The sequence below is a fragment of the Microcoleus sp. Pol12B4 genome (genome assembly GCF_036701385.1).
Taxonomy (GTDB): Bacteria; Cyanobacteriota; Cyanobacteriia; order Cyanobacteriales; family Microcoleaceae; genus Microcoleus.
In genome coordinates, this window is the sequence record NZ_JAUBQR010000183.1 from 1 (window position 1) to 13,547 (window position 13,547).

The 13,547-nt window shown below is 45.3% G+C and carries 14 protein-coding genes and 1 pseudogene; 7 read left to right on the top strand and 8 right to left on the bottom strand.

Features of this window, described 5'->3' with window-relative positions:
* Positions 1 to 156 (top strand): annotated as a pseudogene (locus tag QUA38_RS21750) (photosystem II q(b) protein); the annotation flags it as partial.
* A 446-nt stretch (positions 157 to 602) separates the two neighbouring features.
* Positions 603 to 1,361 (top strand): GerMN domain-containing protein, encoded by a 759-nt coding sequence (locus QUA38_RS21755; RefSeq protein ID WP_333165455.1) that lies wholly within the window; start codon positions 603 to 605, stop codon positions 1,359 to 1,361.
* A 108-nt stretch (positions 1,362 to 1,469) separates the two neighbouring features.
* On the opposite strand, the gene QUA38_RS21760 is transcribed toward QUA38_RS21755, so the two are convergent.
* From QUA38_RS21760 to efp, 3 genes are all read right to left on the bottom strand, one after another.
* Positions 1,470 to 1,862: an ArsR/SmtB family transcription factor gene (locus tag QUA38_RS21760; RefSeq protein WP_006631662.1), complete on the bottom strand. Its 393-nt coding sequence runs from the start codon at positions 1,860 to 1,862 to the stop codon at positions 1,470 to 1,472.
* Between the two features lie 30 nt (positions 1,863 to 1,892).
* On the bottom strand, positions 1,893 to 2,450 hold the full coding sequence (accB, locus tag QUA38_RS21765; RefSeq protein WP_333165457.1) for an acetyl-CoA carboxylase biotin carboxyl carrier protein: 558 nt from the start codon (positions 2,448 to 2,450) through the stop codon (positions 1,893 to 1,895).
* 179 nt (positions 2,451 to 2,629) lie between these two features.
* Entirely contained in the window at positions 2,630 to 3,187 is a 558-nt protein-coding gene (gene efp / locus QUA38_RS21770; protein WP_333100978.1) for an elongation factor P, read from the bottom strand.
* A 383-nt stretch (positions 3,188 to 3,570) separates the two neighbouring features.
* On the opposite strand from efp, the gene QUA38_RS21775 reads away from it, so the two are divergent.
* The 3 genes from QUA38_RS21775 (at position 3,571) to thiL (ending at position 6,277) form a co-directional block, all read left to right on the top strand.
* A complete protein-coding gene (locus QUA38_RS21775) occupies positions 3,571 to 4,695 on the top strand; it encodes a peptidylprolyl isomerase (RefSeq protein ID WP_333165460.1) in 1,125 nt (374 codons plus the stop codon).
* A gap of 241 nt (positions 4,696 to 4,936) precedes the next feature.
* Positions 4,937 to 5,251: a hypothetical protein gene (locus QUA38_RS21780; RefSeq protein WP_333165462.1), complete on the top strand. Its 315-nt coding sequence runs from the start codon at positions 4,937 to 4,939 to the stop codon at positions 5,249 to 5,251.
* Positions 5,252 to 5,278: 27 nt separating this feature from the next.
* Complete coding sequence (gene thiL, locus QUA38_RS21785) at positions 5,279 to 6,277, top strand: thiamine-phosphate kinase (protein ID WP_333165465.1); 999 nt, start codon at positions 5,279 to 5,281, stop codon at positions 6,275 to 6,277.
* 68 nt (positions 6,278 to 6,345) lie between these two features.
* Here thiL and QUA38_RS21790 read toward each other — a convergent pair whose 3' ends face one another.
* The 3 genes from QUA38_RS21790 to QUA38_RS21800 all read right to left on the bottom strand — a co-directional run bounded on the left by QUA38_RS21790 (position 6,346) and on the right by QUA38_RS21800 (position 8,789).
* Complete coding sequence (locus QUA38_RS21790) at positions 6,346 to 7,002, bottom strand: hypothetical protein (RefSeq protein WP_333165467.1); 657 nt, start codon at positions 7,000 to 7,002, stop codon at positions 6,346 to 6,348.
* A 145-nt stretch (positions 7,003 to 7,147) separates the two neighbouring features.
* A complete protein-coding gene (locus tag QUA38_RS21795; protein ID WP_333165470.1) occupies positions 7,148 to 8,320 on the bottom strand; it encodes a cysteine desulfurase family protein in 1,173 nt (390 codons plus the stop codon).
* Positions 8,321 to 8,387: 67 nt separating this feature from the next.
* A complete protein-coding gene (locus tag QUA38_RS21800; RefSeq protein WP_333165472.1) occupies positions 8,388 to 8,789 on the bottom strand; it encodes a DUF7682 family zinc-binding protein in 402 nt (133 codons plus the stop codon).
* 191 nt (positions 8,790 to 8,980) lie between these two features.
* On the opposite strand from QUA38_RS21800, the gene QUA38_RS21805 reads away from it, so the two are divergent.
* Together QUA38_RS21805 and QUA38_RS21810 are read left to right on the top strand one after the other, a co-directional pair.
* Positions 8,981 to 10,645: a DUF655 domain-containing protein gene (locus QUA38_RS21805; protein ID WP_333165474.1), complete on the top strand. Its 1,665-nt coding sequence runs from the start codon at positions 8,981 to 8,983 to the stop codon at positions 10,643 to 10,645.
* Between the two features lie 198 nt (positions 10,646 to 10,843).
* A complete protein-coding gene (locus tag QUA38_RS21810) occupies positions 10,844 to 11,488 on the top strand; it encodes a hypothetical protein (protein ID WP_333165477.1) in 645 nt (214 codons plus the stop codon).
* Between the two features lie 136 nt (positions 11,489 to 11,624).
* Here QUA38_RS21810 and cax read toward each other — a convergent pair whose 3' ends face one another.
* A complete protein-coding gene (gene cax, locus QUA38_RS21815) occupies positions 11,625 to 12,725 on the bottom strand; it encodes a calcium/proton exchanger (RefSeq protein WP_333165479.1) in 1,101 nt (366 codons plus the stop codon).
* A gap of 225 nt (positions 12,726 to 12,950) precedes the next feature.
* A complete protein-coding gene (locus QUA38_RS21820; protein WP_333165482.1) occupies positions 12,951 to 13,409 on the bottom strand; it encodes a hypothetical protein in 459 nt (152 codons plus the stop codon).
* Positions 13,410 to 13,547 lie beyond the last annotated feature (138 nt).

The following is a 13,547-nucleotide window of genomic DNA, read 5'->3' on the forward strand; positions in this document are numbered from 1 at the left end:
CAAGGTCGTGTCATCAATACTTGGGCTGATGTGATCAACCGCGCTAACTTGGGTATGGAAGTCATGCACGAGCGCAATGCTCACAACTTCCCGCTTGACTTGGCTGCTGGTGAAGTCACCCCAGTAGCAATGGTTGCTCCTTCTATCAACGGCTAAGTTTTAGTCCCAGATAAACAAAAAGCGCTCCTAGAAATAGGGGCGCTTTTTGTTCGGGGAAAAATATTTTTAGAGACCTGCTTCTATCCGCTAAATCCCTTAAATCCCTTAAATCCCTTACCCCCTTACCTCCGTTACATCCATTGGTTGCTTTCCTTCTTCATTTTTACTTATTTTTTCTTTTTTTATTCTTTAGTTTTTTATGATTACTATAGAACATAGCCACTAGGCCGATCGAGATACTGTGACATACTCCACGGGCGAAATCTTATATTATGGTCTAGGATTCCAATAGTCGGATTCAGAATATGTTGGGCTTGCTATAAAGTGTTCGCTAGCAGCAATGCAATTGTGTCAATTCCAGAATCTAACCATAGACAAATGTAGCTGATCGGGAGTCGCTCCTCACCGTCCCAAGCGCTCTATCTGTAAGGAGAATTTGTATTATGAAAGATGGACAAGAAGTACGCCGGGTCTCCACAGCCGTCATTGCTGGTGCTTGCGGGTTGGCTTTACTGACGGGAGGGGGCATTGCCTGGTGGACCGCGAACCGTTCGCCAACCCCTGCAGATACGCAGCCTTCTGCTCAAACTACCGCTCCCCCGCTTTCCCCAAGCCCTGCGGAATCTCCTGCTGTAGTTATCCCCGTACCCCCTCCAAATCCTGTACAAGTGCCACAGGTTCAGCAGACGCCACAGGTTCAGACGCCGCAGGTTCAGACGCCTAACGCTCTAGTCCCAAAGTCGCTGCAGCCAAAGCCTTTGCCGCAGACAGGTGTCCAGACAGTGCAAGTCTACTGGGTTAAAGATGCCAGCGGTAAATTTGAGGGAATTCCTACGAAAGTAGCTGTCAAACAAGCTGACAAGCCTGATGCAGCTTTACAAGCTGCTTTTAATAGTTTGTTGGCGGGGCCGAAGGATGGAACTGTTTCTAGCGAAATTCCTAAGGGGACAAAACTTAGGGGTTTAAGTGTTAAGAATGACGGAGTTTATGTCGATTTGTCAGCCGAATTTACTTCGGGGGGAGGGAGTAATTCGATGACTGGCCGGTTAGGGCAAGTTATCTATACCGCTACGAGTTTACAACCGAATACCAAGGTTTGGATTTCGGTAGAAGGGAAGCCTTTAGAACTTTTAGGCGGCGAAGGTTTGGAGGTGGCTCAGCCGAGTACCCGCCAAAGTTTTGACAAAAATTTTCCCTTTTAGTAATTATGAGTCATTAGTTACAAGCCCTTAGTCATCGGTCTGAAGGCAGATCGTAGGAATTGATAACTGATGACTCATGACTGAGGACAGAGAACTGGCAACTAATTTTCAGTGTTTCGTAGTTAGGCTAAATGCCCGAAAGTGTAGGGCTTGCTGTTCGATCCTGCTGGCAAGCCGATCGCACACCATATTACACAGCTCAAAAATTAACTCGTCTTGCACCTTATAATAAGCTGAAGTCCCTTCACTCCGGCGAGTGAGGATACCAGCTTGGAGCATGAGTTTTAGGTGCTTAGAAACATTGGCTTGACTCGTTTGAGTAGCTTCCACCAATTCTTGCACGCATTTTTCGCCGTCGCGAAGCAAGTTCAAGATTCGTAAACGCATGGGTTCGCTCAAAATACTGAAATACTCAGCAACTTGTTGCACGACCTCTTGCGGGACAGGCTGGGATGACTTCATCAAACTCACCGGAGAGAAGTGATCGGGAAATATTAGCATTTATTCTGTCCATAACAATAAAGTAATCCTTCAATCCGGATTAATTCGCATCAACACTTGACCGTATTCGACAGGTTCGCCATTTTGAACTAAAATTTCCATCACTTGACCAGAGACTTCATCCGCATCGATCTCGTTCATCAGCTTCATCGCTTCGATAATACAGACTGTCTGATTGACCTTAATGCGATCGCCCACATTGACAAAAGGCGGCTCGTCGGGAGCAGCAGCGCGATAAAAGGTTCCTACCATCGGCGAGATAATTGGCACCCATTTCGTATCGACAGAAGCAGGTACGGCAGCAGGTACAGCGACAGGGGCGCTCACCGGGGTCTCAGCAGACTCGGCTCCTAAATTTTGGTTAACAGCAGGAGGTGACGCTAAGGTGGGGCTAGCAACAGCACCCAACGCGATGGGAGCGACTGTAGGCACGGCAGCAGGCAGCGCAGCAGCGGTTGCTGGTGAACTTGTCAGACTGCCTTTGCGTACTGTCAGTTCAATCTCTCCACTTTTTAAGGTCAGTTCCGAAATGCCAGTTTTGTCTAATACAGTTAGCAGTTCGCAAAGCTGGTTTAAGTCTAGTTGCACAGCAGATTCAAGGGTAATTAAGAATTGAAAATTGAAAATTCGGGTTCAGGCGAAGCTAGGATAATTCAGCGAGGTTGGAGACAAAAGGGCTAGTTTTTAAGCTGTGAGCGATGAGTCTTGAATTTTGACTTCTTTAACTCATAACTCAGAACTAAAAACTCCCTTTTCCTCCCTCGTTTCTACTCTCGGCCGAGGTACTTGTCTTCACGAGTATCAATCCGAATCCGTTCTCCAATGGAAATAAATAGAGGCACCATAATCTGAGCGCCAGTGGAGAGGATGGCGGGTTTGCTGCCACCAGTGGCAGTATCTCCTTTGACTCCAGGATCGGTTTGTGTCACTTCCAAGACGACAGAGTTGGGCAGTTCCACTTCCAGGATTTGGTCGTTCCAGCGAAGGATATTGACTTCCATACCTTCATTGAGGTACTTGACACGATCGCCTATTTGCTTAGCATTTAGGCGGCTTTCTTCGTAAGTTTCCATATCCATAAAGACAAACTCGTCGCCCTCTTTATAGGTATGTTGCATCACGCTCTTTTCCAGGTTGGCTTGAGGCAAAGTCTCGCCCGCCCGGAAGGTTTGTTCTACTACGTTTCCGGTTTGGACGTTTTTTAATTTTGTCCGCACGAAAGCCGAGCCTTTTCCTGGCTTGACGTGGAGGAATTCGATAACCCGCCACACGCCGTTATTCCATTCAATTGAAACACCTGGTCGAAAGTCGTTACTGGAGATCATATAAATTTTTGCGGGCAATCCCGTCGCCTTGGGGCACGGGGGAACTACAGTCAGTCGATTTTAGATTTTAGATTTTAGATTTTAGATTTACTCCACAGATGAATTTGGGAGATTGAACCTTGGTCTAAAATTTTGATCTCTCCACGACAGGAGTCTGGGGATTGTATCCGTTTTTGAGCGGGTCAGGATAAAGCTGCTGTTTAGCTGACGGCATCAAAAAAGCAATTGGCATTTTATTTTACCGTTCAAAGGGAGCAAGTGCTGTACTGAAAGCTAAAAAGCTCTCAAGGGAAGGAAGTTCTGCCGCGAGTAGTGTACGGCATTAAGGGATAGAAGGCCGACAGCGCTGTGGGAAGATAATAGAGGCAATAAAAGTTAAAGTTATGTTGCATTGGCCTAATTTCTCGATCGATACGTGCAAGCGCTGGGGCAAAACCGTCGCTTTAGCGCTCTTGCTGTTCACTCTCTCCCTGAGTTTCAGTTCAGTTTCCCATGCCAAACGCCCCAGCAGCAGTATGCCTGCTGGGAATGCGATTACGGACGGCCGGGCGCTGCTGCGCTACGCTTTACCTATTGACAATCAGACTGTGCGAGAATTGCAAATCAGTCTCGAAGACATTGGCAACCACATACGGTCTAAACGTTGGGGGCCCATTAGCAGTGATGTCAGCAAGGCTTCCAGGATTCTCAACCTTCGGGAATCTGACCTTTTAGAGAGTATTCCCGACGCAAAAAAGCCGGAAGCTGAAGCGCTAGTTGCAGGAGTCAAGGAGAAAGTTGCTCAACTGGAAAAGGCTGTTGAGGCTAAAGACAGGGACAAAGTGATTGACTTGAAAGCCACAATCTTAGGTTCGGTAGGCGAAATCGAAGAATTGATGGTGACAAAGTTTCCGTTTGAAGTGCCTGCCAAGTATGCTAATCTGCCTCAACTGAAAGGGCGCGCTACTGTGGCTGTACAAACTGAGAAAGGGGAAATTACTGTTGTGGTTGACGGCTACAGCGCCCCGGTTACGGCTGGTAATTTTGTGGATTTGGTCGATCGAGGTTTTTATGACGGTTTGCCGTTTATTCGATCGGAAGAATCCTACGTTTTGCAAACGGGAGACCCCGAAGGCAAGGAAGTCGGTTTTATTGACCCAACTACTGGCAAATACCGGAATGTGCCACTAGAAGTGCTCGTCAGGGACGAAAAAGAACCTATTTACGGGATTACTCTAGAAGATGCGGGACGTTATCGCGACGAGCCTGTTTTGCCTTTTTCTGCTTTTGGTACTGTGGCCATGGCCCGTACAGAAACTGACCCTGATAGCGCTTCTTCTCAGTTTTTCTTTTTCTTGTTTGAACCTGAACTCACGCCCGCAGGTCTGAATTTGTTGGACGGCCGCTATGCTGTTTTTGGTTACATGATTGAAGGAAAAGAAGTTTTGGAGCAACTGAAGCAGGGAGACAAGATTGTATCTGCTAAGGTAGTTAAAGGAATCGAAAATTTGGTGCGACCTCAAGTTTAATTAATGACGGCGATTGAAATCGCTTTTACACCAAAGTGACGGCGATTGAAATCGCTTTTACAGAAACAAAGCCCGCCTGCGCGGGCTGAAAAAATCAATATTGACAGGGATTGAAATCTTTTCTAAATAAAGGTGACGGCGATTGAAATCGCTTTTACACAGACAAATCCCGCCGGATCAGGCTGGAAGAATAGATAATTTCTATAGTTTCGTTATTGAAATCAGGAATTTAATCGAAAATATGGCTATTTTAGAATTTTTATTGGTAATAGGGTTGGGCGGACTTGCAGGCTTGTTGATTGTAAAAAATGTAAATGAAAGCCAGCAAAAGCAGCGGTTGGATGAGGCTTTTTATCAGTTGTTAGAAACTCAAAATAGTCAAATTTCGTTGATTCAACTGGCTGCTAATGCTAGGGTGGAGGCTGAAGTTGCTCAGCAGTATTTAACTCGGCAAGTGAAGATTTTTTCGGCGATTTTAGAGGTAGATGATGAAGGAGATACTTTTTATAGATTTCCTAGGTTGCGCTTGCCACCGAGTTCGGGTAAGGAATGGTAAGAAAGTGCGAGCGACTAATTCAAATTTATGAAAGTTAAAGATATCGGTGAACAAGGTCTTTTAAGAATATTGCAACAATTCTGTCCCGCAGAGATAGTGGGTGATGATTGCGCTGTCATGACTACAAATTCCAACCAATCTCTGGCTATCACTACAGATATGTTGGTGGATGGAGTGCATTTTAGCGATCGCACTACGGGGCCTTATTACGCAGGATGGCGCGCCGCAGCAGCGAATTTGTCGGATCTCGCGGCTATGGGAGCAAAGCCTCTGGCGGTGACTGTAGCCCTCGCTGTGGCAGCGGATACGGCTGTGGAGTGGGTTGAAGAGTTTTATCGAGGGATGACGGCTTGTTTGCAAGAATATCATACGCCGATCGTCGGTGGCGATGTCGTGCGATCGCCCGTGGTGACAGTGGCGATTACGGCTTTTGGACAAGTTGAGCGCGATGATTGTACCATTCGTCGGTCAAATGCGCGATCGGGCTGGGCGATTGTGGCTACTGGGGTTCACGGAGCCTCCCGCGCGGGATTAGAATTGCTGTTAAATCCAGAATTCGGGCAAACTCTTACAGAAGTCGATCGGGCTTCTTTAATTCTCGCTCACCAGCGCCCTAAACCGAGGCTGGATGTTTTGCCGGTTGTTTGGGAAATTTTAGATTCTGCAGGTGAGTTTTCCATCGCAGGAATGGACAGCAGCGACGGTTTAGCTGATGCGATTATTCAAATTTGTCTGGCTAGCGGTGTTGGCGCAAAAGTCGATCGCACAAAAATACCAATTCCCGATATTTTCAGCGAAATCGTATCAACCGAAAAAGCTTTAGATTGGGCATTATACGGCGGCGAAGATTTCGAGTTAGTGCTGTTTTTGCCGATGGCGAATGCTCAGTTATTGGTAGAAAAAATAGGAAATGGAGCCGCGATTGTGGGAATCGCTACGGAGAGCACCGATATCTGGTTGAGTGATAGCAACGGTATCGATCGTGATACTGTATTAAAGCTCGATCAAGGATTTCAACACTTCTGAATTATCTCGCTGGTCCGCATAGGCGGGCTTGGTTTGTGTAGACGCGGTTACCGCCTGGTTTTTGCCCGTTACAGATTGTCCGCCAGCGAACCGTTGACTCTGTTATTATAGGCAGTCGCCAAATTATTTTGGGTTTGCGTCCATTTTTCACTACCGGGTTCCCGATTATTTAAAACCATTTGATAACCCGTAATGGCAATTTCAATATTATTCGCTCTATTCCCACTGGGAAAGTCACTAATATGAATACTCAAATTTTCAATAAGACCGATAATTGAGCTAATTGTTTCTGAGTTTTCGCCAGCAATTAACTTCTGGGCTACTTGCTGTATAATCTCGGCAAAACGGGCATTGAGGAGATGTTGTCGCCCTTCCAGCAAGGGGTAAATTACTGCTATATCCCCGTTGCTATCTTGTTCGGCTTGCAATAATTCTAGGAAAAAATTTGCATAGTCTTGGAAATTTTCACTAGCCGAGTTATTGCTATCTATGTCATCGTTCATATCGATGATTTGCGCTAGGTAACGGGCTAGATGTCGAAGGAATTTAGCGCCATTTTCCCCTCCTTGTTCTGCCAATGTTGAGGCTACTAATTCACAAGTTTCCAGAAATCCGCGATCGAGTAATTCTGAGTTATCCTGTAATATTTGTGCTTCTTCTCCGTTGGGAGCATTCAACAGGGTGTGAATTAATTGCAGATAGGCTTGGGCGCGGTTTTCTTCCATTGTAGGGAGTTGTGAATAACACTGAGATTTATTTTATCATGCTTGGGGGTGGGTTTTTGGGCTTGGTTCTATTTTTTATGATTTTGACCGCAGATGTTGACAGATGTATGCTGATCGACGTGGATAAATACGGTTGGAGCTAATCTTAACGTCTAGATAATGCTACCTTTGGCATGAATCTATTTAAGATTTGCTCGATCGCAATTACTGTCCAATCAATATCCGCTTCTGTCGTTTCTCGTCCCAGACTCAAGCGAATTCCGCCAACTGCCATAGTTTTGCTATATCCCATTGCCAACAAAATTGGGCTGGGAGTTATTTTTCCACTGTTACAAGCAGAACCAGAACTAATTCCTATTCCTGCTAAATTGAGCTGTCTTACTAAAGTTTTGCCTGTGACTTTCTCTGTGTCGCCGTCGGGAGAAACAATGCAAAAACTGACGTGGTGCGGGAGTCGGAAATATCGATCGCCAGTTGGGACTAAACTGGGTACGTGGGATAATTTGTCAAAAAGTCGATCGCGCAATGCAATTAACCTCGGCGTTTCCACATCTATTTCCTGCAATGCTAACTCCGCCGCCACCCCAAAACCGACAATTGTCGGCAGCGCTTGCGTCCCGGAACGCAGTTTCAATTCTTGGCCACCACCGCCTAACATTGGCACTAATTCTACTCCCGGGCGCACGTAAAGCGCGCCTGCACCTTGTGGCCCGTAAAGTTTGTGACTGGAAACCGAAAGCAAGTCTACGGGAAGTTTCTGCACGTCTACTTGCAGTTTCCCGGCAACTTGAACTGCATCGGTATGAAACATAATATTGCGATCGCGCGCAATTTGTCCTAATGCCTCAATTGGTTGCAGCGTGCCAACTTCACTTTGTCCGTAAATGATTGAAATTAACACTGTATTCGATCGCAGCGACTCTTGCAAATCCAAAGGGTGAATGCGCCCAAATTTATCCACGGGTAGGCGTGTTACTTCCCATCCCAATTGTTCGAGTTGTCGCGCCGGTTCCGCTACTGCGGAGTGCTCTACGCTGGAGATAATAATATGCTGCGGCTTTGTATAAAGACGCGCAATTCCCATAATTGCCAAATTGTCCGCTTCAGTGCCGCCACTGGTAAAAATCATCGATTCCGGTAGCGCGTTAATCAAGCTAGCAACCTGCATTCTTGCTAATTCTAAAGCTGTCGCCGCCCTTTGTCCCCACTCGTGCAAGCTGGAAGGATTACCCCACTGCTGAGTCAGGGCTTTTTGCATGGCTTGAATCGCTTCTGGCCGTGCGGGTGTTGTGGCACTATAGTCGAGGTAAATTTGCATAATAACTAATTAATGAATGTTGACTGTTGACTGTTGTGAGTGGCTACCAATAATCAATAACCAATAACTAACTTCCTGGTTTGCAGACGTTGTAATCTTCGTGCGACAAAACTTTTTGGGGAATTAAGAAAGTGCCGCAATCTTCACAAAGCATTCTGTAGTTGCGAGTTACAGGAATACTGATTATCAAACGGTTGTGACGCAGGCGTTTGCCGCCGAAATCTCTGTAATTCTTATTTTCGCTTAAAGCTGCTATAATTGCCCGTGCTTTAGTGACTACGTGGTCGGGCAGACCTCTAAGATCGATGATATCTCTAGCAAATGATGCTTCCCTCTCTTGCTTTTTGGTTTGTTTTTGTGTCAGCACTTCAACGTAATGCTGCTGCGCCACCAACTGTTGCGTGCAGCGATGGCACGCTTTACCATATCCTTTGTGACCGCACGGAAAAATTCTTTTTCTTTTAGCCATAAAGCAGCGGTATAGGGTTTGACCCACGCCCCTGAATGCTGCTACCCTACCAGTGATGCTTCCGGCATCGAGGCAGTTCTACAAGACGTAAAATCTATTCCCTTGCATAAATTTAATAGGTTGTAACTTTACTTCATCCAATAGCTTTGAACTGTGGAAAGGCTAATAACCTCTATATTTTTTAAAATTTTGTGGCTGTAGTGCATTATCATTTACTCGGTTTCTGTTGTGCTGGGCTGGTGGCGATCAATCTGGCGGGCTGCGGACAAAAAAAGCAAGACGTGCAGAATTTACCTCTCAGTCTGGCTCCATTACCTCAAGACCCCTTGTTGCAAGTATACTTCAATCAGTCGATCGCTTCGAGTTATACAGAGCCTTACCGCCAGCAAACTAGACCTGGAGATGATTTAGAAAAGTTGATCGCTGTTGCGATCGCTAGTGCTGGATCGACGGTAGATTTAGCGGTTCAGGAGTTTCGCTTGCCCAGTATTGCGAGGGTTTTGGCCGATCGACAGCGATCGGGAATTAAAGTGAGATTAATTGTCGAACATATCTATAGTCGCCCTTGGAGCGATTTTACAGCTCAGGAGTTAACGAAATTACCGGAAAGAGAGCGCGATCGTTATACCGAATTTGTGCAACTTGCCGATCGCAATAAAGACGGTAAATTGAGTTCCGAGGAAATCAAGCAAAATGATGCTTTGGTAATTGTCAAGGATGCGGGCATTCCTGTAATTGATGATACTGCTGACGGCAGTAAAGGCAGCGGTTTGATGCACCACAAATTTGTGGTAATTGATGGCAAAACCGTAATCGTCACTTCTGCTAATTTTACCACAAGCGATATACACGGCGATTTTAAAACAGCAGCAAGTCGCGGCAATGCTAACAATTTACTGAAAATTGAAAATCCTCAAGTAGCGCAACTATTTACTCAAGAATTTAACATCATGTGGGGCGACGGGCCGGGAGGCAAACCGGACAGCAAGTTTGGCATCAAAAAGCCGTTTCGTCAAGTGCAAAAAGTAAGAGTAGGGAATTCGACAGTTGGGGTGCAATTTTCGCCCACGACTGCGACTTTGCCTTGGGAAAAAAGCCCTAACGGTTTGATAAATCGAACTTTGGGTAGTGCGAAAAAGTCGGTTGATTTGGCACTGTTTGTATTTTCGGCTCAGCGGTTGTCAAATACTCTGGAAATTGAAGCTAGCCGGGGAGTTGCGGTGCGAGCTTTAATTGACTCTAATTTTATTTATCGCTCTTACAGTGAAGGGTTGGATATGATGGGGGCGACTTTGATGCAGGATTGCGGCTTAGAAACTGACAATCGCCCTTGGAGAAAGCCGCTGACTACGGTGGGAGTGCCTCTGTTACCAATGGGCGATCGCCTGCACCACAAATTCGGCGTTGTGGACGGCAAAACGTTGCTTACAGGTTCTCATAACTGGAGTGAGGCTGCAAATCACGGGAATGACGAGACGTTGCTGGCGATCGAGAGTCCCATAGTTGCAGCCCATTTTGAGCGGGAGTTCGATCGGCTTTACAAAGGTGCAATCTTGGGAATTCCCGCCCGAATCAAACAGAGAATTGACGCTAAGAAAAAAGAGTGCGATTCACTACAAGCAACCTCAAAATCGGCGAGTGATAAACCTCAAATTGCTGCGGGTAAAAAGTTAGTTAATTTGAATGCGGCAACTCAGGAAGAATTAGAAACCTTGCCTGGGGTTGGCCCGAAGTTAGCCGAGAGAATTATTGCAGCGCGGCAACAGCAACCTTTCACCTCTTTGGAGGATGTGGCACGGGTACAGGGAGTCGGGGACAAGATTTTAGAGAGATGGCGCGATCGAGTAACGTGGTAGTTAAATTCGTACTCCGGACTTCATGCCTGACTCTAAAAAGTTCACAGTCAGAACTTCCGTCCTTCCTTTCTCAACTCAGCATCCCAGACTCAAGTTGCCACTAGAAACCTATTGGAACTACTTTGACAACACCTCACCTCTCAAGTTAAAATAGCTCCTAAACAAAATGCTATCTATTCACATTAGAGGTAGAGAGAGATGAAACACGCCAGATTTATTACGGGGAGGCCACAAACCAAGTTCGTAGCTATTTTGGTGGGGGCTATTTTTTTGATTCTAGCAGCTTTCACAGTCAGCGCCCAGCCGACTAGCGAAGCACAATTTAGGGTCAAAAACGAAAACGCTTTTAGTATTAATTTGATTCAATTTAAGCGCACTGAATATATAGGTACGTGTGCTGGTACTGTCTTCTCCCCTGATTCGCAAAGCGCTCGATTTGTCTCCAGCAAGACTCCTCCTGGCCCTAACAGAAGGGTGATAATTAAAAATGTGACTGATGGTATGGAAACTAACCCCTATCCCTACACAGACCGAGGTTACAACAAAGGTGAGTTTTCCGAGGATTTTGGATTTAAGTTGGGCAACAGTCACAAAACAAGAACTTTTTCGGTTTTAGAGGGCGAAAATAAGTTTCTCTATGAAATTAAAGAAAATGACCAAGTTATAGAACAGGGTGCGCTTACGGCTGAAGTTTCTATACAAAACTTAGGTACTTTTCCCCGTCAGCAAATTTGTGAAGATAAGATAGAATGTAAAGATACTACTGATTGTCGCGACCGTAAAGGCAGAAAAAGAACTTGCAGACAAGAGTGTTTTCCTCTTCAACAATGTCGCTGTCCGTAATTACTTTCTGTCCTAAAATTATTCTTTTTTATTAATGTCAGAAGACTAAGAGAAATAACAAACCAGAAAAAAATAATTTATTTTCAAGTTAAAAGGGGCAACCACTGGGGATTGCCCCTCCCAGAAAATTATTGGTTTAAGTAATGGGGTGAAAGTAAAATGCTGCTCCTAACACGATGTATGTTGCTAAAAGCAGCACTCCTTCGAGCCAATTCGAGCGCCCGTCGAGACTAATTAGATTAGCAATCGTCACGGCAATGGCAACTGCAACTACTTCAAATGGATTGAAGTTTAAATCCATCGGCTGATGAATCACCAATCCGATAATCACCAACACCGGCGCTACCAGCAAAGCAACTAGCAAACTCGAACCCATCGCGACAGAAACTGACAAATCCATATTGTTTTTCATCGCAACTCCCACCGCAGTTACATATTCGGCCGCGCCGCCAACAATCGGCAACAGAATTACCCCTGTAAACAGCGGCGTCAATCCCAATCCTTTGGTAGTTTCTTCCACAACACCAACGAAAATTTCTGATTCAAAAGCAACGGCAACAGTTGAGGCAACTAGCACTCCTATCCACAGCCACAAATTCGGTTTGTGCGTAGTAGATTCCTCTTTGGTATTTTGAGGATTTTCTGACTCTAGTTCTAGTAACCCAACATCGTAAAGATAGCTGTGAGTTTTTAATGAAAATAGCAGAGTGAGAGCGTAAACTCCAATTAGGACGATCGCAGTTATTATGGAAAGATTCTGAATGGCTGCGGGTTCGACTCCATTGGAGGTATAAATTACCATTGTCGGCAGCAGGATTGCAATCACTGCTAGAGTCATTGTGGAACCGTTCACCCGCGCGATAATCGGTTTAAATTCTTGTTCTTTATAACGGATTCCTCCTAGCAGCATGGAAAATCCCATCACTAAGAGCAAGTTGCTAATAATTGTACCGGTTATGCTGGCTTTCACAATGTCAATTAAGCCAGCTTTCAGAGCAACTATGGCAATAATTAATTCCGTAGCATTGCCGAAGACTGCATTTAATAAGCCGCCTATGGAGGGGCCTGTAACGATCGCCACTTCTTCTGTTGCGGTGCTCAACCAAATAGCCAGAGGTATAATCCCTAAAGCGGATGTGATGAAAACTGCCAGGGAGCCCCAGTGCAAATACTCAGCGGCGATGGAAATGGGGATGAAAATTAACAGCGCTATGGAAAGAATCTTTTTGATTGACATAGGAACTCGGATGGTATATGGAAGGGTGAGGTCGAGTTGTCGGAGCGATCGTCAAGTTGATTTTACATTATTTAACTGTACTCTGACACCCAAATACGGATACAATCCCCGGACTTGAGTTGTTGAGATCAATCATTGTTTAGACAACACTTCTAGTCGCCAGCAAGTGGCTGTGGAGTCCATCTAAAATCTAAATTATAAAATCTTAACTTCACTGAATGTTGTCTATCTGAGAAAAATTGCGCCGTCATTCCGAATCCTTAAAGATGTTTTATCCAAACCTAAATCATTTGTCTCGTCTAATCTTACCTCTACTGTTCCTTCGCCAGCAGGTTTCAAACTGGGTTTCAATAATGCACCATCTAGTCGCCTAAATACAATGGAGGCCGGTAATGTCAATGCTGCCAGCGCGACTGTTGAATTTTCCGCTAAACTCTGGCGGTTAGTCTGTCCAACCACCTGAAAAAATAGTCGATCGTTGGTTTTATTGGTTAATCTAACATTGACTTTGCCATTAACGGGAACTATCTTGCCGTCAGGGGCTCTTTCTGGTTCGTTAGTTTGAGATATTTCGCCAGCAAAACTCGCATCGTGGGTAAAAAGCAAAAAGCTGTTGCTTGCTATGGCTAAGCTGGCCGCCAGTAGACTTACCACCCAGGTTTTATCGATCGCTAATTTGCACATTTATTTTGTTGACTTTTGATCTAAAAATTCTCACAAGATATTTTACCTGATCCTGCTATTTTCGTAATTGCTCAACTAGGGGAAAAAAGGGAGCCATCAGTAGAGAGAGCTTGTTGAATAGATTGATAAGCAGTTAAA

Excerpts from the sequence above, each read along its gene's own strand:
- cax (WP_333165479.1), bottom strand. The coding sequence starts at position 12,725 with ATGTCAATCAAAAAGATTCTTTCCATAGCGCTGTTAATTTTCATCCCC.
- QUA38_RS21820 (WP_333165482.1), bottom strand. The coding sequence starts at position 13,409 with ATGTGCAAATTAGCGATCGATAAAACCTGGGTGGTAAGTCTACTGGCG.
- QUA38_RS21775 (WP_333165460.1), top strand. The coding sequence starts at position 3,571 with ATGTTGCATTGGCCTAATTTCTCGATCGATACGTGCAAGCGCTGGGGC.
- QUA38_RS21790 (WP_333165467.1), bottom strand. The coding sequence starts at position 7,002 with ATGGAAGAAAACCGCGCCCAAGCCTATCTGCAATTAATTCACACCCTG.
- thiL (WP_333165465.1), top strand. The coding sequence starts at position 5,279 with ATGAAAGTTAAAGATATCGGTGAACAAGGTCTTTTAAGAATATTGCAA.
- efp (WP_333100978.1), bottom strand. The coding sequence starts at position 3,187 with ATGATCTCCAGTAACGACTTTCGACCAGGTGTTTCAATTGAATGGAAT.
- QUA38_RS21755 (WP_333165455.1), top strand. The coding sequence starts at position 603 with ATGAAAGATGGACAAGAAGTACGCCGGGTCTCCACAGCCGTCATTGCT.
- QUA38_RS21795 (WP_333165470.1), bottom strand. The coding sequence starts at position 8,320 with ATGCAAATTTACCTCGACTATAGTGCCACAACACCCGCACGGCCAGAA.
- QUA38_RS21810 (WP_333165477.1), top strand. The coding sequence starts at position 10,844 with ATGAAACACGCCAGATTTATTACGGGGAGGCCACAAACCAAGTTCGTA.
- QUA38_RS21760 (WP_006631662.1), bottom strand. The coding sequence starts at position 1,862 with ATGCTAATATTTCCCGATCACTTCTCTCCGGTGAGTTTGATGAAGTCA.
- QUA38_RS21800 (WP_333165472.1), bottom strand. The coding sequence starts at position 8,789 with ATGGCTAAAAGAAAAAGAATTTTTCCGTGCGGTCACAAAGGATATGGT.
- QUA38_RS21780 (WP_333165462.1), top strand. The coding sequence starts at position 4,937 with ATGGCTATTTTAGAATTTTTATTGGTAATAGGGTTGGGCGGACTTGCA.